At 69.8% G+C, this 19,441-nt stretch carries 19 protein-coding genes; 11 read left to right on the top strand and 8 right to left on the bottom strand.

Going from position 1 to position 19,441, the window contains the following annotated elements; translation table 11 throughout:
- Nucleotides 1-75 precede the first annotated feature (75 nt).
- The 5 genes from BMZ30_RS12385 to BMZ30_RS12365 all read left to right on the top strand — a co-directional run bounded on the left by BMZ30_RS12385 (nucleotide 76) and on the right by BMZ30_RS12365 (nucleotide 5,678).
- Entirely contained in the window at nucleotides 76-1,794 is a 1,719-nt protein-coding gene (locus tag BMZ30_RS12385) for a protein kinase family protein (protein WP_143073206.1), read from the top strand.
- Nucleotides 1,795-1,864: 70 nt separating this feature from the next.
- Nucleotides 1,865-2,932, top strand: a complete 1,068-nt coding sequence (gene trxB, locus BMZ30_RS12380; protein ID WP_229828414.1) for a thioredoxin-disulfide reductase — start codon at nucleotides 1,865-1,867, stop codon at nucleotides 2,930-2,932.
- A 1-nt stretch (nucleotide 2,933) separates the two neighbouring features.
- Complete coding sequence (gene trxA / locus BMZ30_RS12375) at nucleotides 2,934-3,269, top strand: thioredoxin (RefSeq protein ID WP_093379367.1); 336 nt, start codon at nucleotides 2,934-2,936, stop codon at nucleotides 3,267-3,269.
- A 202-nt stretch (nucleotides 3,270-3,471) separates the two neighbouring features.
- On the top strand, nucleotides 3,472-4,704 hold the full coding sequence (locus BMZ30_RS12370; RefSeq protein WP_229828474.1) for an aminotransferase-like domain-containing protein: 1,233 nt from the start codon (nucleotides 3,472-3,474) through the stop codon (nucleotides 4,702-4,704).
- On the top strand, nucleotides 4,701-5,678 hold the full coding sequence (locus BMZ30_RS12365) for a D-alanine--D-alanine ligase family protein (protein WP_093379362.1): 978 nt from the start codon (nucleotides 4,701-4,703) through the stop codon (nucleotides 5,676-5,678). Before BMZ30_RS12370 ends, BMZ30_RS12365 begins: the two co-directional genes overlap by 4 nt.
- Nucleotides 5,679-5,718: 40 nt before the next feature.
- On the opposite strand, the gene BMZ30_RS12360 is transcribed toward BMZ30_RS12365, so the two are convergent.
- From BMZ30_RS12360 to rsmG, 3 genes are all read right to left on the bottom strand, one after another.
- Nucleotides 5,719-6,804, bottom strand: coding sequence for a ParB/RepB/Spo0J family partition protein (locus tag BMZ30_RS12360; protein WP_093379359.1), 1,086 nt, complete (start codon nucleotides 6,802-6,804; stop codon nucleotides 5,719-5,721).
- Nucleotides 6,801-7,787 carry a ParA family protein gene (locus BMZ30_RS12355; protein ID WP_143073205.1) on the bottom strand — a complete coding sequence of 329 codons (987 nt, stop codon included), beginning with the start codon at nucleotides 7,785-7,787 and terminating at the stop codon, nucleotides 6,801-6,803. Before BMZ30_RS12355 ends, BMZ30_RS12360 begins: the two co-directional genes overlap by 4 nt.
- A 304-nt stretch (nucleotides 7,788-8,091) precedes the next feature.
- Entirely contained in the window at nucleotides 8,092-8,658 is a 567-nt protein-coding gene (gene rsmG, locus BMZ30_RS12350) for a 16S rRNA (guanine(527)-N(7))-methyltransferase RsmG (protein WP_308430761.1), read from the bottom strand.
- Between rsmG and BMZ30_RS13805 the strand changes: the two genes are divergently transcribed.
- Nucleotides 8,632-8,820, top strand: a complete 189-nt coding sequence (locus tag BMZ30_RS13805; RefSeq protein ID WP_177191369.1) for a hypothetical protein — start codon at nucleotides 8,632-8,634, stop codon at nucleotides 8,818-8,820. The two genes, rsmG and BMZ30_RS13805, sit on opposite strands and share 27 nt — an antisense overlap.
- 774 nt (nucleotides 8,821-9,594) lie before the next feature.
- Here the strand turns inward: BMZ30_RS13805 and BMZ30_RS12345 are convergent.
- From BMZ30_RS12345 to rpmH, 5 genes are read right to left on the bottom strand one after another with little or no spacing between them, the layout of a single operon-like run.
- Nucleotides 9,595-10,092, bottom strand: coding sequence for a Jag family protein (locus BMZ30_RS12345; RefSeq protein ID WP_093379614.1), 498 nt, complete (start codon nucleotides 10,090-10,092; stop codon nucleotides 9,595-9,597).
- 43 nt (nucleotides 10,093-10,135) lie between these two features.
- Nucleotides 10,136-11,074, bottom strand: a complete 939-nt coding sequence (yidC, locus tag BMZ30_RS12340; RefSeq protein ID WP_093379354.1) for a membrane protein insertase YidC — start codon at nucleotides 11,072-11,074, stop codon at nucleotides 10,136-10,138.
- Nucleotides 11,075-11,086: 12 nt separating this feature from the next.
- Nucleotides 11,087-11,395, bottom strand: coding sequence for a membrane protein insertion efficiency factor YidD (yidD, locus tag BMZ30_RS12335; RefSeq protein WP_093379352.1), 309 nt, complete (start codon nucleotides 11,393-11,395; stop codon nucleotides 11,087-11,089).
- Entirely contained in the window at nucleotides 11,392-11,754 is a 363-nt protein-coding gene (gene rnpA / locus BMZ30_RS12330) for a ribonuclease P protein component (RefSeq protein WP_093379349.1), read from the bottom strand. Before rnpA ends, yidD begins: the two co-directional genes overlap by 4 nt.
- Nucleotides 11,755-11,756: 2 nt before the next feature.
- Complete coding sequence (gene rpmH / locus BMZ30_RS12325) at nucleotides 11,757-11,894, bottom strand: 50S ribosomal protein L34 (protein WP_093379347.1); 138 nt, start codon at nucleotides 11,892-11,894, stop codon at nucleotides 11,757-11,759.
- A 385-nt stretch (nucleotides 11,895-12,279) separates the two neighbouring features.
- Between rpmH and dnaA the strand changes: the two genes are divergently transcribed.
- The 5 genes from dnaA (at nucleotide 12,280) to gyrB (ending at nucleotide 19,417) form a co-directional block, all read left to right on the top strand.
- Nucleotides 12,280-13,722 (top strand): chromosomal replication initiator protein DnaA, encoded by a 1,443-nt coding sequence (gene dnaA, locus BMZ30_RS12320; protein ID WP_093379344.1) that lies wholly within the window; start codon nucleotides 12,280-12,282, stop codon nucleotides 13,720-13,722.
- 465 nt (nucleotides 13,723-14,187) lie between these two features.
- The gene (gene dnaN / locus BMZ30_RS12315; RefSeq protein ID WP_093379342.1) at nucleotides 14,188-15,318 is read left to right on the top strand and encodes a DNA polymerase III subunit beta; all 1,131 of its coding nucleotides are present in this window, start codon (nucleotides 14,188-14,190) and stop codon (nucleotides 15,316-15,318) included.
- Between the two features lie 11 nt (nucleotides 15,319-15,329).
- The gene (gene recF, locus BMZ30_RS12310) at nucleotides 15,330-16,544 is read left to right on the top strand and encodes a DNA replication/repair protein RecF (protein WP_093379339.1); all 1,215 of its coding nucleotides are present in this window, start codon (nucleotides 15,330-15,332) and stop codon (nucleotides 16,542-16,544) included.
- Nucleotides 16,534-17,085 carry a DciA family protein gene (locus BMZ30_RS12305; RefSeq protein ID WP_229828411.1) on the top strand — a complete coding sequence of 184 codons (552 nt, stop codon included), beginning with the start codon at nucleotides 16,534-16,536 and terminating at the stop codon, nucleotides 17,083-17,085. The genes recF and BMZ30_RS12305 overlap by 11 nt, the downstream gene beginning before the upstream one ends.
- A 313-nt stretch (nucleotides 17,086-17,398) precedes the next feature.
- Nucleotides 17,399-19,417 (top strand): DNA topoisomerase (ATP-hydrolyzing) subunit B, encoded by a 2,019-nt coding sequence (gyrB, locus tag BMZ30_RS12300; protein WP_093379607.1) that lies wholly within the window; start codon nucleotides 17,399-17,401, stop codon nucleotides 19,415-19,417.
- The last annotated feature ends 24 nt before the right edge of the window (nucleotides 19,418-19,441 follow it).

Genomic DNA, 19,441 nt, shown 5'->3' with positions numbered 1-19,441 from the left:
GCCGGCCGTGCGGCCGACCGCCACCTAGTGTCGAGCACCGCGGTGCATGCTCGGAAAGGACTTCGCGTGCAGGGGATGTCACAGTCGGACGTGCTCGCCGGGCGTTACGAGCTCCTCGCTCGGACGAGCTCGGACCTCGAGGACGTCCAGGCCTGGACCGGCCGTGACCAGATCCTCGACCGCCCGGTGCACGCGAGCCTCGTCGGCGGCGAGCACGCGGAGGCCGCGCTCGACGACGCACGTCGCGCCTCGCTCATCGCCGACCCGCGCCTCCCGCGCATCCTCGACGTCGGTAGGGACGGCGAGCAGGCCTACGTCGTCACCGAGCCGTGGTCCGGGACCAGCCTGACCGAGGTCGTGGGCGCCGACGGCACCGGCGCGCTCGACCCTGCGCAGGCCCGCGCCGTCGTCGGCGAGGTCGCGACAGTGCTCGAGGTCGCGCGCAACCGCGGCGTCCACCACCTCGCGCTGCGCCCCGCCGTCGTGCGCCTCTCCGGCGCCGGTGCGCAGGTGACCGGCCTCGGGCTCGACGCCGCGCTGGGCGACCACACGTGGCGCGGCGCGGTGACCACCGCGCGCACCGATGTCGTCGGGCTCGCCCGCCTCCTGTCCTACTGCCTCACCGGTGTGTGGCCCGAGCCGGAGATCGCGGAGGACGACGCGGCGCTCGCCGGCCTTGCGGACGCCCCGGAGGACCTCGCCGCGCTCTGCCGCACGGTCCTGACCAGCCGGACCGCGGGACCCCGGACCGCCGGTGAGGTCGTCGCCGCGCTCGGCGAGTGGGAGCCCGTGGCACAGCCGAGCGGCGCCGTCACCGACGTTGCGCCTGAGCCCGAGCCCGCGCCGGTCCCGCAGCCGCCGGCGGCGCCCGGCCCGGTCGTCCGGCAGTCAGTGCGGACGAGCGTCGGGGAGCGGGTCGCCCGACCCGGGACACCGCCCCCCGCCATGCCTGCGCGGCCGCCCGTGGCCCGCACGAGCATCCGCGCCGGTGGCGCGGCCGCGGTCGGAGCCGCGGGCGTCGCCGGAGCCGCGAACGACGCGCCACCCACCGCGGGACCGTCGGCACCCCCCAGCATCGCACCGGGCAGCGGCCCCGCGCCCGCGGTCCCGTGGGACTCCGTGCTCGGCCCCGTCGCCCCCGCCGCGGAGCCCGCCCCGCCCCGCCGGCCCGCCGGCTCCGCGCTGCGCTTCGACCCGACCGCCATGACGCTCGGGATCATGGCGTTCATCATCGTGATCGGCCTCGTCATCGCGTGGCAGACCCTGGGCGAGGGCTGGCGGAACCCGTTCCAGCTCCCCGATGCCTCCAGACCCGTCGAGAGCGGCGAGGTCGCCACCACCGCGCCGGAGTCCGAGTCCCAGCAGGTCCCCGTGATCGCCTCAGGCGACCAGCTCGACCCGCAGGGCGACGACAACGAGCACCCCGAGGCCGTCGACCGCGCCATCGACCTCGACCCGACGACGTACTGGTACACCCGCACCTACAACTCAGCGACGTACGCCGGCCTCGGCAAGTCCGGCGTCGGGTACACGATCGAGCTCGAGGAGGCCGCCCCGGTGTCCACGATCTACCTCAGCACCAACAACTCGGGCGGCAACGTCGAGATCCGCGCAACCTCTCCCGAGACACCGGACGAGGGCGACATCCTGTGGTCCGGCCCGCTCGAGGAGGAGATGGAGATCGATCTGCCGTCCCCTGTCGAGGCGGAGGACCTCGTGCTGTGGTTCACCGAGCTCCCGCAGACCCCAGACGGCAGCAACCGCGTCGAGCTGCGCGAGATCTCCGTCGCGTGAGCGTGGGAACACCGACCGCCCCGCACGTGTTCTGCCCAGCAGACCCGGACAACGACCAAGGAGTCACCCCGTGACGATCCAGCTTCCCGCGCCCACCCCCGTCGACGACGTCGAGCCCCGGAACCTCGTGATCGTCGGCTCCGGCCCGGCCGGCTACACGGCCGCGATCTACGCGGCGCGCGCCGGCCTCGAGCCGCTCGTCCTCGCCGGCTCCATCACCGCCGGCGGTGCGCTGATGAACACCACGGAGGTCGAGAACTTCCCCGGCTTCCCCGACGGCATCATGGGTCCCGAGCTCATGGAGCACATGCAGAAGCAGGCTGAGCGCTTCGGTGCCGTCATCGAGTGGGACGACGCGAGCGAGGTCGAGCTCGAGGGCGACGTGAAGGTCGTCCGCACCGCCAACGGTGACACCTACCGCGCCCACGCCGTCATCCTCGCGACCGGCTCGGCCTACCGCGAGCTCGGGCTCGACGACGAGCGCCGCCTGTCCGGCCGGGGCGTGTCGTGGTGCGCGACCTGCGACGGCTTCTTCTTCAAGAACCAGCACATCGCCGTCGTCGGCGGCGGCGACTCCGCCGTGGAGGAGGCCACCTTCCTGACGCGGTTCGCCGAGAAGGTCACGATGGTGCACCGTCGTGACGCGCTGCGCGCCTCCAAGATCATGGCGGACCGGGCGGCCAACGACCCGAAGATCGAGTTCGCCTGGAACTCGGAGGTCGTCGGCATCTCGGGTGACGCGAAGGTCGAGTCCCTCACGCTGCGGGACACCGTGACGGGCGCCGAGCGCCCCCTCGACGCCACCGCGCTGTTCGTCGCGATCGGGCACGAGCCCCGCACCGAGCTGGTCCGTGGGCAGGTCGACCTCGACGAGAACGGCTACATCGAGGTCCAGGGTCGCACCACGCTGACGAACCTCGCCGGCGTCTTCGCCTGCGGCGACGCTGTCGACCACACCTACCGGCAGGCGATCACGGCGGCGGGGTCGGGATGCTCCGCGGCGATCGACGCGCAGAACTACCTGGCGCTGCTGGCTGACCGCGGCGCAGCCGCGGCCGACGCGGCGATGGAGCGCGGCGACGAGGACCCGAGCATCGTGGTCCCGCCGGCCGAGCTCAGCGACGCCCTGGAGAGCTGACGTGGCCTCCACGGTCGCCGTCACGGACGAGACCTTCAAGGCTGAGGTCCTCGAGCACGACCTCCCGGTGGTCGTGGACTTCTGGGCCGACTGGTGCGGTCCGTGCCGCCAGATCGCGCCCGTGCTCGAGGAGCTGGCGGCGCGGTACGCGGGCCAGGTGCGGATCGCGAAGCTCGACACCGAGGCGAACCAGGCGGTCACCGCGGCCTACGGCATCGTGTCCATCCCCACGCTGAACCTGTACCGGAGCGGCGAGCTCGTGCGGTCCCTGGTCGGTGCCCGCCCCAAGGCGGAGATCGCTCGCGAGATCGAGGAGCTCGTCGCGGGCGTCCGCTGACGAGCCGCGCGGCACGGAGGACTCCGTCGGCTCTTCACACGTCCCCCGCACACGGCGTGCCAAGATGGGAGACGTGAGTCTCGACGACCAGGACGTCCCCGGGCCGGGTGCTCCGGCTCCCACCGGGGCAGTAGCCCCTGCCCAGCGCGGAGGAACGCGCCTGGACCCGTGGTTCGGCGCCTACGCGCAGCGAACCCACGGGATGCGAGCGTCGGAGATCCGGGCGCTCTTCGCCGTCGCGAACCGGCCCGAGGTCGTCTCGCTCGCCGGCGGCATGCCGTACCTCGAGGGACTGCCCCTCGAGGTGATCGCTGACGCGATCCAGCGGCTCGTCACGACCCGCGGGACCACCGTGCTCCAGTACGGGTCTGGCCAGGGAGACGAAGGCCTGCGCGAGCAGATCGTCGAGGTCATGCGACTCGAGTCGATCGACGCGCACCCGGACGACGTCGTCGTCACGACCGGGTCCCAGCAGGCCCTCGACCTCGTGACCCGCATCTTCATCGATCCAGGCGACGTGATCGTCGCCGAGGCCCCCAGCTACGTCGGGGCGCTCGGCGTCTTCCGGGCGTACCAGGCCGACGTCGTGCACGTGCCGATCGACGAGCACGGGCTCGTCCCCGAGGCGCTCGACGAGGCGCTGGTGCGGCTCGCGCAGCAGGGCCGCCGGGTCAAGCTGCTGTACACGGTCCCCAACTTCCACAACCCGGCCGGGGTGTCGATCTCCCTCGAGCGCCGCCCGCAGATCCTGGAGATCGCCCGGCGCCACGGCGTCCTCGTCCTCGAGGACAACCCGTACGGGCTGCTCGGGTTCGACGGTGAGCCGTTGCCCGCGATGCGGTCGATGGACGACGACGGCGTGCTCTACCTGGGCTCGTTCTCCAAGACCTTCGCTCCCGGCTATCGCGTCGGCTGGGTCGTCGCCCCGCACGCCGTGCGCGAGAAGCTCGTCCTGGCGAGCGAGTCAGCGATCCTCTGCCCGTCCAACGCGAGCCAGCTCGCCATCTCCACCTACCTGACGACCTGCGACTGGCAGGGCCAGATCAAGGACTTCCGCGAGCTGTACCGCGAGCGACGCGACGCGATGGTCGGCGCGCTCGCCAAGTATCTGCCCCAGGCGAGCTGGACCGTCCCGGCGGGGGGCTTCTACACCTGGGTCAAGCTGCCGGAGGGCCTCGACGCCCAGTCGATGCTCCCCCGCGCCGTGACGAACAGGGTCGCCTACGTCCCGGGCACGGCCTTCTACGCCGACGGCGCCGGGGCCGACCACATGCGCCTGTCCTTCTGCTTCCCGACGCCGGAGCGCATCCGCGAGGGCGTCCGCCGCCTCGCGACCGTGGTCAACGGCGAGGCGGACCTGCTGAACATCTTCGGCACCACCAAGTTCGAGCACCCCACCGACGACGTCGACTCCCCAGGACCTGATCTCGCATGAGCGCTCCCCACCCCCGTGTCCTCGTCCTCGCCGGCGGCCTGTCCCACGAGCGTGACGTATCGCTGCGGTCCGGGCGTCGGGTCGCCGAGGCGCTGCGCGCCACGGGCTGCGAGGTCCTGGTGCACGACGTCGACGCGCACCTCATCGACCGCGTCCGCTCCGAGCAGCCGGACGTCGTGTGGCCCTTGCTCCACGGCGCCTCCGGCGAGGACGGCTCGGTGGCGGACGTCCTCGAGCTCCTGGGCGTGCGCTTCGTGGGTGCCGGGCCCCGCGCCACGCGCGCCTCGTGGAACAAGGCCGTCACCAAGTCGATCGTCGCCCACGCGGGAGTCTCGACCCCCGACTACGTCACGCTGCCGCAGTCGCTCTTCAGCGAGCTGGGCGCAGCGACGGTCCTCGACCTCGTCGTGGAGAGCCTCGGCCTGCCGCTCGTCGTCAAGCCGGCCCGCGGGGGTTCGGCGCTCGGCGTCACCCTGGTGCGCTCCCGGGAGGACATGGCCCGCGCCATGGTGACGTGCTTCTCCTACGACGAGATCGCGCTGATCGAGCAGGCCGTCGACGGCACCGAGGTCGCGGTATCCGTCCTCGCCACGCCGGACGGCCTCACCGCCCTTCCGGCGGTCGAGATCGTCACCGACGGTCCGTACGACTTCGACGCCCGGTACAACCCTGGTCGTACCGAGTACTTCGCTCCCGCGCGCCTGCCCGACGACGTCGCACGCCGAGTCGCCGAGACCGCCGTCGCGGCCCACGAGGCGCTCGCGCTGCGCCATCTGTCCCGCTCGGACCTCATCGTCCGCCCAGACGGCTCGGTCGAGTTCCTCGAGGTGAACACCTCACCGGGCCAGACGGAGACCTCGCTGTTCCCGCAGGCGGTGGCTGCTGCGGATCGCTCGTTGGCTGACGTGTACCGCAGCATCGTGGATCTCGCGGCCGCGACACCCCGCCGGCGCGAGGCCGCGTCGCTGGTCTGAGCGATCGCCTCCAGCCCGGCGGGCCGAGCGCGCCGAGCGCTCAGCCCTTGCGGAAGAGGCCCGGCTCCTCGGGTGCCATGACGTCGAGGATGCGGTTGAGGTCCTCGACCGACGCGAACTCGATGGTCATCCGACCCTTGCTCTTGCCGAGGGCCACCTTCACGCGGGTCTCGAACCGGTCGGACAGCCGGGTCGCGAGCTCGTCCACCGCGGCGGACCGGGTGCCCGCCCGCGGGCGTCGCTTGGCCGGCTCGGCACCGTCGAGGCCGCCCATCGACACGATCTCCTCCGTGGCTCGCACGGACAGACCCTCGGCGACGATCCGCTGGGCGAGCCGCTCGATCGCCGCGGCGTCCTGCAAGCCGAGCAACGCACGCGCGTGCCCTGCGGACAGCACACCCGCTGCCACGCGGCGCTGAGCGAGCGCGGGCAGCCGGAGCAGTCGAAGCGTGTTGGAGATCTGCGGCCGGCTCCTGGAGATCCGGGCAGCCAGCTCCTCGTGCGTGCAGCCGAAGTCGTCGAGCAGCTGCTGGTACGCCGCTGCCTCCTCGAGGGGGTTCAGCGCCGCGCGGTGGAGGTTCTCCAGCAGCGCGTCGCGCAGCAGGTCGTCGTCCTCGGTCGCCCGGATGATCGCGGGCACGGCGCTGAGGCCGGCTTCCTGCGTCGCCCGCCAGCGGCGCTCGCCCATGATGAGCTCGTAGGGGGTCGGACCGTCTGGCGTGCGTCGCACGACGATCGGCTGGAGCACGCCGATCTCCCGGATCGACCCGACCAGCTCGGCGAGGTCGTCGGGGTCGAAGACGGTCCGCGGCTGGCGGGAGTTGGGGCGGATCTGAGTGACGTCCAGCTCGGCGAACTCCGCTCCGGGGACGGGCAACAGCTCAGCCCCCGTCGCGCTGGGCGTCGCAGAGACCGCGCCTGTGCCGTCGTCGTCTCTGCTCTGAGGGTCTTTCAGCAGGTCAGCGCTCTGCGCCGGCTCGTCGGTCGCCTTCGGCGTGCCGGGGTCGGTGGCCTTGCGGGCGCTCGGGCCCCCGGGGAAGAAGACGTCGACCGGGCGCTGGTTGTCGGTGCTCGTGGGGATGAGCGCGCCCAGTCCCCGTCCGAGGCCTCGTCGCTTGTCGCTCATCTCTGCTCCTCGTCGATCGTGCGCTGCTCGTGCTGGTGATGGTCGTCCTGCCGCTCCTGCTCAGCGGCGCCTCCATCGCGGGCGTGGGCTGCCGCGTCCCGGTCTGCGTGCCGCTGGCTGAGCTCGTTCGCCGCCTCCAGGTACGCGAGCGCACCCGTGGAGTTGGGGTCGTACGTCAGCACGGTCTGTCCGTGCGAAGGGGCCTCCGAGACGCGGACGCTCCGCGGGATCGCTGTGCGCAGGGTCTGCTCGCCGAAGTGCTCACGAACCTCGGCGGCCACCTGCTGCGCCAGGTTGGTGCGCCCGTCGAACATCGTCAGGAGGATCGTCGACACGTGCAGTTCCGGATTGAGGTGCGCCTGGATCATCTGGATCGTCTTGAGCAGCTGGCTCAAGCCCTCGAGTGCGTAGTACTCGCACTGGATGGGGATGAGCACCTCGCGACCCGTGACGAAGGCATTGACCGTCAGCAAGCCCAGAGACGGCGGGCAGTCCACCAGGACGTAGTCGATGCGCGGCTCGCCGCGTTCGACGCGTTGCGCCAGATAGGTGTCGAGAGCTCGCCGGAGTCGTGTTTCACGTGAAACGAGCGAGACGAGCTCGATCTCCGCTCCGGAGAGGTCGATCGTCGCGGGCACGCACCAGAGGTTCGGGATGTCCGGGCAGACCTGGACGGTCGAAGCCATGTCGGCGTCTTCCACCAGGACGTCGTACACCGACGGCGTCCCCGACCGGTGGTCGATGCCGAGCGCCGTCGAGGCGTTCCCCTGCGGATCGTTGTCGATCACGAGGACATTGAGACCGCCCTGAGCGAGGCCCGCGGCCAGGTTCACCGTCGTGGTCGTCTTGCCGACGCCACCCTTCTGGTTGGCGACCGTCAGGATCCGCGTCGTCGCGGGTCGTTCGAACTGGCGTCCACGCAACGTGATGCGCCGCCGGGAGTCCTCGGCGAGCTGGGCCGCGAGGGGGGTGTCGGCGTCCATCGCTGGCAAGGCCTTGATCAGCGCCGCGCGCCTCCAGTCCTCGCTTGTTTCACGTGAAACACGCTCGGATCGGCTGTTCGCCTCACTCACCTGGTCTCCATTCATCGCGTGACCTTATTCTGCCTTGCGCCTCCCACATCGCCGAACCGGCGAGTGGGTTCCGCCGTTCGGCGGCCCGTGCGGCGCCCCGGCTCCTCGTGGTCACGGCGTACCGCGCACTCATTCCGGTGGCGCGAGGATCGCGTCCGATTCCGCTCACCCGGTTGTCCCGCTCACCACTCCAGTGTCTGAGCAGCGCGTCCGCTCAGCGCGTCCGAGTCGCCACAACGACCCGTGTCGGCTCGAGGTCAGGAAGCGTCGGCGCGTCGGCTACGCGGGCGTCGGTGGCGCCGTACTTGCGCAGCACCTTGGCGGCGGCCTCGATCTCGACCTCCGCGCTGCGACCCTTGAGCACGACGAGCTGGCCACCCTTCCGCACCAGCGGGAAGGTCCACCGGGCGAGCTTCTCCAGCGGTGCGACCGCGCGGGAGGTCACGGCATCCGCCTGGAAGGCGCCGTGATACTCCTCGGCACGCCCACGCCGGACATCGACGTTGGAGAGCTCGAGCTCGTCGACGACGTGCCCCAACCACGTCGTCCGGCGCTCCATCGGCTCTACCAGGATCACCTGGGCCTGGGGCCGCAGGATCGCGATCACGATTCCCGGAAGACCCGCTCCTGACCCCACGTCGACCATGTCACCCTCGGTCGGGAGGAAGGGGACGACTGCGGCGGAATTCACCAGGTGACGCTCCCACAGCCTGCTCGTCTCCCGAGGACCGATCAGTCCCCGAAGAACGCCCTCTTGGCGCAGCAGACCATGAAACTGCACCGCGCGCGCGTGGTGGGCACCGAAGAGAGCGACGAGCCGATGATCGTCGTCCGCGATCGCGTCGGGTGCCGGACGCTCACCCTCGGGTGCTGCTACGTCCCGTCCACCAGCATCAATCAGCGCGTCGCTCGGAGCAGCAGCTCCCACGGGTGTTTCACGTGAAACGTCGTTCACTGCACATCCTCTTGTCGTCCTGGCATCTAAACCTACCGTGACTCGTCGAAGCCGACCGCCATGGTGGGCGATGCCTCACGAGGGCGACGCCTCTCCAGCGCTGCCGTCCCCGGGGGGTCCGCAAAGGACCTGGGCACTTCCAGGGCTGCGCCGTTGCCGGTGGTCCTTCAGCGTCCGCATCCCAGGCCCAACGCCCCGGTTCAGTGTGGCGCCGTGGCACAGAAGGCATGGGAAACGCCGATCGACGCCGTCGTACGCGGGACTGCGCCGGGAGGCCAAGGTGAGGGCCCGCCGCCCCGCCCGGTGTCTGCGGGGGCCGCTGTGCCAGGCGCGGGCTCTCGAGCGCTGGCGGGCTCTCACGGCTGGGTCCCTCTCCGCCGCCGAAGCCGCTTCCCTCTCGCGACCATCGCGCCGCATCCGCGGTCCCGGGGTACGTGCAGCACGCGTCACGTCGCGGTCGCGGTCAGTGATCGCTGTCTCCGCTTCGAGCGATACCCGGTCTCGTGTCGGCCAGCGCCCCGAGATCTTCGACAGGACTTCGTTCCTCACCAGTCGGGCGTCGACTGACCATCGCGCCTGATGGCCACGCTCCTGCGGACGCCTGCAGGCGTCGCTCCCGAGCACCGACCCATCCGGTCGCGGACGTCTGACGAGCGAATGCGCACCGTCGACCGCGATGCGCGGATGACGCGGCTGGCCGCCCGGGACAACGCGAAGGGCGCCGTGTTTCACGTGAAACACGGCGCCCTCGTCAACCAGAGATCAACCAGCCGGATGGATCTTGACGTATCGCTCGGGGTCCGTCCCGTGCGAGTCGCTCGTCAGGCCAGCCGCAGCCACGGCGTCGTGGACGACCTTCCGCTCGAACGCGTTCATCGGCTCGAGCTCAATAGCCTCCCCCGACGAGCGCACGGTCTCCATCGCCTCGTTCGCCTGCGCAGTGAGCGCCGCCCGACGCTCGGCGCGGTAGCCAGCGATGTCGAGCATCAGCCGGCTCCGCTCGCCCGTACGCGCCTGCACAGCGAGCCGCGTCAGGTCCTGCAGCGCGTCGAGCACCTCGCCCTCGGCACCGACGAGGTGCGACAGCGAGCCTCGTGCCTCGGTGACGATGTCGACCGTCGCACGGCCATGATCGATGTCCATGTCGATCTCGCCGTCGAGGTCGGCGATGTCGAGCAGCTCTTCGAGGTAGTCCGCGGCGATCTCGCCCTCCTCCTCGAGGCGCTGGGTGGTGGTCTTCTCGGGGGCGGCGTCAGCCATGTTCACGGTCTCTCCTGAAAGTCGGCGGGGCCTGCGGGCCAGGCTACTTCTTCTTCTTGCGCTTCTTCGAGACCGGCTGCTGACGCTGCCCACGGGGCTGCTCGATCGTCGGCGTGGTGGTCTCCGTCGTCGGGGTCACGATGCCCTTGGCACGGCGCCGCTCCTCGAGCCGCTTCGCTGCGGCCGAGCCGGGGGTCGGCATCTTGCGGATGGTGTAGAACTGCTGGCCCATGGACCACAGGTTCGACACCGTCCAGTAGACCAGCACACCGATCGGGAAGTTCACGCCCGACACCGCGATGATGATCGGCAGCAGGTACATCATGTTCTTCTGCATGCTCGCCGTGGGGCCCTCGAGGGCCGACGGCGGCATGTTCTTCATGGTCAGCTGACGCTGCGTGAAGAACTGCGTGAGGGCCATCAGCACGATGAGCGCAGCCGTGACGACCCGGACGGCCGTGACATCCGTTCGGATGAACGTCTCTGAGAGCGGGGCACCGAAGAAGGTCGAGCTCTCGATCTGACCGGCGAGCACCCGGTCGATCGGGCCGATGCCGGCTTCGCTACCGTCGGCGATGCCGGGCAGCCCATTGAGCACCCGGAAGAGCGCGAAGAAGATCGGCGTCTGCAGCAGGATCGGCATGCATGAGGCGAACGGCGACGTCTTGTGGTGCTTGTACAGCTCCTGCATCTCGCGGGCCATGGCCTCGCGGGAGGCGGGGTCCTTCTTGTTCTTGTACTTGTCCTGGAGCTTGCGCAGGTCCGGCGCGAGGAGCTGCATGCCGCGCGAGGCGTGGATCTGCTTGAAGAACAGCGGGATCAGGAGCGTACGGATGACCAGCGTCAGTCCGACGATCGCGAGGACCCAGGTGACGCCCGAGGTGCTCGACATGCCCACCATGGTGAAGAGCTCGTGCCACAGGTACATGACCCACGCCACGACCCACTGGATCGGCAGAAGAATGTCGTACAGGGAATCCATCGCTGTTGCTTCCTACTCTGGTTCGCGGGGCGTGGGGGAGGAGTGCTGTGAGCGCCGGCCCATCGCGGCGAGCACCTCGGGACTCGGGCCGTCCCCGGGAACGTCGTCGACGCCGCCGTGACTCCACGGGTTGCACCGCAGCAGGCGCCACGCGGCGAGCCCACCGCCCCGCACCGCCCCGTGCAGTCGCACTGCCCGGACCGCGTACTCGGAGCACGAGGGGTAGTACCGGCACGTCGGGCCTGTCATCGGCGAGATCACCCGCTGGTATCCCCGCAGCAACACCAGGACCGCGCGCGAGGGCAGGCCCGGCTGGCTCATCTCCGCGCCCTCGATGCGTCGCCGCGCAGAACGCGCGAGAGGCACGAGTCGAGGTCACGCTCGAGATCAGCGAACGACGCCGCCGCTGCCGCGGGCAGAGCACGGACGACGACCGAGGACCCGGTGGGCACGCGGTCGAGCCGACCTGCCATGGAACCGCGCAGCCGACGCTTCACGAGGTTCCTGTGCACAGAGTTACCCACAGCCTTGGATACGACAAAACCGACCATGGTCGGTTCGTCGCACTCCGCAGGGGAGAGCAGGTGAACGACCATGGTCGATCGGCCGGCGCGCACGCCCTGGCGCACCGTTCGCCCGAAGTCGGCTGAACGGCGCAACCGGTGCGCCGCTGGCAGCACCGTCAGGCAGAGAGCTCGGAGCGGCCCTTGCGGCGACGAGCGGCGAGGATCGCGCGACCGGCGCGCGTGCTCATACGCAGCCGGAAGCCGTGGGTCTTGGCACGACGCCGGTTGTTCGGCTGGAAGGTCCGCTTGCTCACGAGTTACTCCAAGAACGTTAGTCAATCGCCGTAGTGACATCCACGGGCGAGGAAAGGTTGGCACAGGTCGTGCCGCGCTGCGGCGGGCACGCCAAAGGCGCCAACAACGGCTTGTTGACGTTACGTGCTGGACGGCCCGCGGGTCAAGCCGGACGGGCTGTGATCCGCGGCCCCGCAGCGGTCGTGCACAGGTCGTCCACCGTTCATCCACGGTGCACCCGGCATTCATCCACAGGGTCGCCGCCACCGACGTGACCCGCGATCCCGTGCGAGACCGACCCGCAGCGTCCGTGGGGACCTCAGGATACCCACAACCTGTGGACAACTATGTGGATCAAGGGGGTGCATGACAAACTGCGCAGGCACGCAACATGGAGGGAAGCAGATGCCTAGCCCGGACGAGAACGTCCCCGCCGTCTGGAGCAGCGCGATCGCCGAGCTCGAGGCGAGTCCTGACATGACTCCCCGCCAGCTCGCCTTCATCAAGCTGGCCAAGCCCCTCGGGGCCATCGACGGCACGGTGATCCTCGCGGTCGCCAACGAGTGGACCCGCGACTATCTCGAGACCCGCGTGCGGACCGAGCTGACGCAAGCACTGAGCAACGCCCTCGGGAAGGAAGCGCGCTTCGCGATCACGGTGGACCCCGAGCTCGAGGACGCGTCCCGGGACGAGCCGCTCGCGCGGCCGGTACCTGCCGAGCCCGCCGAACCCGCGATGCGCGACAGCGCTCCGAGCCCGTTCACTCCCGAGCCGGCCGCCTCGGTCCGCCGTCAGGCTCCCCAAGCATTCGAGCCGACCAGCCTCAACGCGCACTACGTGTTCGAGAGCTTCGTCATCGGAGCGTCCAACCGCTTCGCGCACGCCGCGGCTGTCGCCGTCGCCGAGGCTCCGGCGAAGGCCTACAACCCGCTGTTCATCTACGGCGACTCGGGTCTGGGCAAGACGCACCTCCTGCACGCGATCGGCCACTACGCCCAGAGCCTGTACCCGAACGTCCGGGTGCGGTACGTGAACTCCGAGGAGTTCACCAACGACTTCATCAACTCCATCGGCGAGGGCAAGGCGGGCGCGTTCCAGCGCCGCTACCGCGAGGTCGACGTCCTGCTGATCGACGACATCCAGTTCCTGCAGGGCAAGGAACAGACGATGGAGGAGTTCTTCCACACGTTCAACACCCTGCACAACGCGAACAAGCAGGTGGTGATCACCTCCGACCTGCCGCCCAAGCAGCTCAACGGGTTCGAGGACCGTCTGCGGTCCCGGTTCGAGTGGGGCTTGATCACCGACGTCCAGCCCCCCGACCTCGAGACCCGCATCGCGATCCTGCGCAAGAAGGCCTCGGGGGAGCGGCTCGCCGCCCCGGACGACGTCCTCGAGTACATCGCCTCCAAGATCTCCACGAACATCCGGGAGCTCGAGGGCGCCCTCATCCGCGTCACGGCCTTCGCCAACCTCAACCGGCAGCAGGTGGACCTCGGTCTGGCCGAGATCGTCCTCAAGGACCTCATCACGGACGAGGACGCCTCACAGATCACCGCGGCGAGCGTCATCGCCCAGACGGCCACCTACTTCGGGCTCACCATCGAGGACCTCTGCGGCAGCTCGCGCTCCCGCGTCCTGGTCACCGCCCGTCAGATCGCGATGTACCTCTGCCGCGAGCTCACGGACCTGTCCCTGCCCAAGATCGGCCAGCAGTTCGGCGGACGCGACCACACCACCGTCATGCACGCCAATCGCAAGATCGGTGCGCAGATGGCCGAGCGCCGCTCGATCTACAACCAGGTCACCGAGCTCACGAGCAGGATCAAGCACGAGCACCGCGGCTGACCTTGCAGCCTCAACCACAAGGTCAGTAATCCATGGGACCTATGCACACCTGTGGATATCCCTGTGGACGACGGTGGACGACACGCGACGAGCATGTGGACCCGGCATGGCATTCCGGTGGACGGCCGATGGCCGGAATCTTGTCGTCCACGACGACCGCCCGCCGTGCACAACCGATCACACTGCTCCCCCCACACCCAGAAACCGGGCGTGACCAGCACGAACAAGCTTCGTCCACACGATTCACAGGTGCGATGACGATGACGAGTCTTCCCTACAAGAAAAATCCACACGCCTTCATTGGGTGATCCGAGCGCCGATCCCCGCGCAGCTCCGTGCTGCTAGCCACGAACGACAAGTCCCCGCTCCTAGGACGTGACCGCCCGTCCCCATCTCGCGTACTGTGTCCCGTGATCTGGTCAGGCAGGTCGTGCGCCGACCGATCACCACACGAAAGGGTGTCCGATGAAGTTCCGCGTCGAACGCGACGTTCTCGCAGAAGCCGTGACGTGGACGGCCCGCACCCTCCCCACCCGTCCTCCGGCCCCCGTGCTGGCGGGGATCCGGATCGTGGCGAGCGCCGAGGGCGTCCTGACGCTGTCGACCTTCGACTACGAGGTCTCGGCACGGTCCGAGATCGCGGCGGAGGTGTCCGAGGCAGGTGAGGTCCTCGTGTCCGGGCGCCTGCTCGCGGAGATCTCCCGGGCGCTGCCGCACAAGCCGGTCGACGTCGTGCTCGAGGGTACGAAGGTCACGGTCACGTGCGGTGCCAGCCGGTTCACCCTGCTGACGATGCCCGTCGAGGACTACCCCGCGCTGCCCGTGATGCCGGCCACGGTCGGGACGATCTCTGGGGACGAGCTCACGTCGGCCGTCGCCCAGGTCAGCGTCGCCGCGAGCCGTGACGACACGCTGCCCCTGCTGACGGGGGTCCGCGTCGAGATCGAGGGTGAGCGGATCACTCTTCTCGCCACGGACCGCTACCGTCTCGCGCTCCGGGAGCTGACGTGGTCGCCAGACCGCCCCGACATCTCCGAGGTCGCGCTCGTGCGCGCCCGCACGCTGTCCGACGTCGCGAAGTCCCTGGGATCGGCGGGCGACGTGTCGGTCGCCCTCGCCACCGGCGCCGGCGTCGACCTCATCGGCTTCGAGGCGGGCGGACGCCACACCACCTCGCTGCTCGTCGACGGCGACTACCCGCCGGTGCGGCGGCTGTTCCCCGACGAGACGCCGATCCACGCGGTCGTCCCGACCCAGGCGCTGCTCGACGCCACGAAGCGTGTGGCTCTCGTCGCCGAGCGGAACACCCCGGTCCGACTGTCCTTCACCGACGGCCAGGTGGTGCTCAACGCCGGTCAGGGCGACGACGCCCAGGCTTCTGAGGCGCTCGAGGCTCTGCTCGTCGGTGAGGAAATCTCCGTCGCGTTCAACCCGACCTTCCTCCAGGACGGGCTCAACGCTCTGGGCACCGACTTCGTGCGGATGAGCTTCACGCACCCCAACAAGCCGGTCGAGTTCACCGGCCAGGAGTCGCTCGAGGGCGACTCGCTCAGCCACTACCGCTACCTGCTGGTTCCCATCCGCTTCGCGAGCTGACGTCAGGTCTCGTGTACGTCTCGCACCTGTCGCTGCGTGACTTCCGCTCCTACCCAGAGGCGGACGTCGAGCTCGAGCCGGGCGTCAACGCGTTCGTGGGGCCCAACGGCCAGGGGAAGACGAACCTGGTCGAGGCCGTCGGATACGTGGCGACCCTCAGCTCGCACCGGGTCGCGAGCGATGCAGCCCTGATTCGCGCGGGTGCGAGCAGCGCGATCATCCGGACGCGCATCGTTCGCGGGGAGCGCGCGAGCACGATCGAGCTGGAGATCGCCGCGGGCAAGGCGAACCGGGCCAGGATCAACCGCGCGCCGGCAGCCAAGGTGCGCGACGTCGTCGGCATCCTGCGGACCGTCGTGTTCGCTCCCGAGGACCTCGTGCTGGTCAAGGGTGACCCCGACGCGCGTCGTAGGTTCCTGGACGAGCTCATGGTCCTGCTGACGCCGCGGATGGCGGGTGTGCTCGGTGACTACGAGCGAGTGCTGCGCCAGCGGTCGGCCCTGCTCAAGTCGGCGGGCGCGGCGCGCCGAGGACGCAGCGAGGGTACGGGCGACCTCCGGACGCTCGACGTCTGGGACGCGAAGCTTGCGCAGCTGGGCGGCCAGCTGATCGCGGTTCGCCAACGCTTGATCCAGGCGCTCGCGCCGTTCGTGTCAGCGGCGTACGAGGAGGTCAGCTCCGGTCAGAGCGCCGCGCGCATCTCCTACAAGTCCTCCCTCGCCGGCGCGTTGGATCCCGAGGACCCGACGGCGGGCGCGGCGGGATGGTCCGAGCCGGCGGCCCTCGAGGCGCAGATGCTCGAGGCGATGACCCGGCTGCGGCCCAAGGAGGTCGAGCGGGGGGTGTGCCTCGTCGGGCCCCACCGCGACGACGTCGTGCTCGAGCTCGGCGGGCTGCCCGCCAAGGGATATGCGAGCCACGGGGAGTCGTGGTCGTTCGCTCTGGCGCTGCGCCTGGCGTCGTACCGCCTCCTGACCCAGGGCATCGAGGATCCCGCGCTTGCCGAGGACCTGTGGATGCCGGAGGCCATGGAGGACGGGGAGCCGGTCCTGATCCTCGACGACGTGTTCGCCGAGCTCGACTCCCGGCGTCGACGCAAGCTCTCCGAGCTCGTCGCGGGTGCTCGCCAGGTTCTGATCACCGCGGCGGTCGCCGAGGACGTGCCCGAGGAGCTGCGCGGCACGCGGATCGACGTCATGGCGGGAACGGTGACCCGTGTCCGGTGACGAGGGGCGGCGGGAGATTCCCGACGTGTCCTCGCTGCGGGACGCGATCGACCTCCCGGCTGCGGAACGAGTGGCGCACGAGGCGTTCGCCCGCGCCAAGGAGGCGGCACGGGCTCGGGGTGCGCGGCCGGGGCAGGTGCCGCGACGCCCGCTCGCGCCCGAGCTCAGCGGGGCGCGCAAGGGCGGTCGAGACCCGCAGCTGCTCGGCGATGCGCTCGGCACGCTGCTGCGCCAGCGTGGCTGGGTCGAGGAGGTCAAGGTCGGCGGCGTGATCGGCCGGTGGCGCGAGGTCGTCGGGGACGAGATCGCCGACCACTGCACCCCGCTCACCTTCGAGGAGGGCGTCCTCGTCATCACGGCGGACTCGACGGCCTGGGCGACGCAGCTGACGCTGCTGACCCCGCAGATCCTGGGACGGTTGACGCAGGAGCTGGGCGAGGGCGTGGTGACGTCGGTGACGGTGGACGGGCCCGCGGGCCGTTCGTTCCGACGGGGACCACGCACGGTCCGTGGTCGCGGACCGCGCGATACGTACGGGTGACGTGAAGGCTGTGAACAAGGGTGTGGATAACGTGCGAGGATCCCGCGTTCTGGCGGCCTTCCGGGTAGACTGGACAGGTTGACGAGCCAGCGGGATCAGTCAGCTGCCGTCCCCACCTCATCGCCGCGCACCTGTGCGCGCGGAGCGGGTGGACCAGGGGCGGGGGCGCGGACACCGTGGCGCACGTCGACGGCAGTCTGTCAGCACCACCCAGCAGCGTCCGAACCTTCTCCGCACCCGGCCGATGGTTCGCCCGCCCGCCTGATGTCGAGGAGCACCTCTCCCAGTGACCGAATCGCAGAACACCCCCAGCGTGGCCGCAGGGTCGGCTCCCGAGCGAGACAACTCCTACGACGCGAACGCGATCACGGTTCTCGAGGGGCTCGAGGCAGTCCGCAAGCGCCCCGGCATGTACATCGGCTCGACCGGTGAGCGCGGTCTCCACCACCTGGTGTACGAGGTTGTGGACAACTCTGTGGACGAGGCGCTCGCCGGACACTGCGACCACATCGAGGTCACCCTGCTCGCCGACGGCGGCGTGCGGGTCGTGGACAACGGTCGCGGCATCCCCGTGGCGATCCACCCCACCGAGGGTCGGCCGACCGTCGAGGTCGTCATGACGATCCTGCACGCGGGCGGAAAGTTCGGCGGCACCGGCTATGCGGTCTCCGGCGGGCTGCACGGCGTGGGCATCTCGGTCGTCAACGCCCTCTCGTCGCGCGTCGAGACCGAGGTGAAGCGCGATGGTTTCACGTGGAACCAGAGCTTCGCGGACGGTGGCAAGCCGGTGGGTGAGCTTCGTCAGGGCGCGGCGACGGACGAGACCGGCACCACCCAGACGTTCTGGGCCGACGACGAGATCTTCGAGACCACGCACTTCGACTTCGAGACGCTGCGTTCCAGGTTCCAGCAGATGGCCTTCCTCAACAAGGGTCTGCAGATCACGCTCACCGACGAGCGACCCGAGGGCACCGACACCGACGACGACGTGACGGGCGAGGAGGCCGACGAGGAGAACGCAGCGCAGCACCGTGTCGTCACGTACCGCTACGACGAGGGACTGACCGACTACGTGCGGCACCTCAACTCGGCCAAGAAGGTCGAGCACGTCCACCCCGACATCATCGGCTTCGAGGCGGAGGACACCACCAAGCGCATCTCTGTCGAGATCGCGATGCAGTGGACGAACGCCTACTCCGAGTCGGTGCACACCTATGCGAACACGATCTCGACGACCGAGGGAGGCACGCACGAGGAGGGCTTCCGTGCGGCCATGACGTCGCTCATCAACCGGTACGCGCGCGCGAAGGGCATCCTCAAGGAGAAGGAGGAGAACCTCACGGGTGACGACATCCGCGAAGGGCTGACCGCCGTCATCTCCGTGAAGCTGGGCGAGCCGCAGTTCGAGGGGCAGACGAAGACGAAGCTGGGCAACACCGAGGCGAAGACCTTCGTGCAGTCGGTCGTGAACGAGCGCCTCGGCGACTGGCTCGACGCCCACCCCGTCGAGGCCAAGGACGTCATCCGCAAGGCGATCCAGGCCTCTCAGGCGCGGATGGCGGCGCGCAAGGCGCGCGAGGCGACGCGCCGGAAGGGGCTGCTCGAGTCCGGCGGCATGCCGGGCAAGCTCAAGGACTGCCAGTCCAACGTGCCCGCCGAGTGCGAGATCTACATCGTGGAGGGCGACTCCGCCGGTGGCTCGGCGGTGCGCGGTCGCAACCCGTACAACCAGGCGATCCTGCCGATCCGCGGAAAGATCCTCAACGTCGAACGGGCCCGCCTCGACAAGGCCCTCGGGAACCTCGAGGTGCAGGCGCTCATCACGGCGTTCGGCACCGGCATCGGTGAGGACTTCGACATCGAGAAGCTGCGGTACCACAAGGTGGTGCTCATGGCGGACGCCGACGTCGACGGCCAGCACATCGCGACGCTCCTGCTCACGCTGCTGTTCCGCTACATGCCCGAGCTCATCAAGCAGGGGCACGTGTACCTCGCGCAGCCCCCGCTCTACCGGCTGAAGTGGTCCAACGCCCCGCACGACTACGTCTACTCCGACCGCGAGCGGGACGAGTTCCTCAAGGACGGGCTCGCGAACGGCAAGCGCATCCCCAAGGACAACGGGATCCAGCGCTACAAGGGTCTCGGCGAGATGGACTACTCCGAGCTCTGGGACACCACGATGGACCCGGAGAACCGGACCCTCCTGCAGGTCACGCTCGACGACGCCGCAGCGGCGGACAGCGTGTTCTCGGTCCTCATGGGCGAGGACGTCGAGCAGCGACGCAACTTCATCCAGCGCAACGCCAAGGACGTGAGGTTCCTGGACATCTGACCGGCCGGTGCGCTCCCGCGCACC

Source organism: Flavimobilis marinus, from assembly GCF_900113055.1.
Classification (GTDB): Bacteria; Actinomycetota; Actinomycetes; order Actinomycetales; family Cellulomonadaceae; genus Flavimobilis; species Flavimobilis marinus.
The sequence above is the reverse complement of the archived record's forward strand: the minus strand, read 5'-3'. Positions and strand labels throughout refer to the sequence as shown.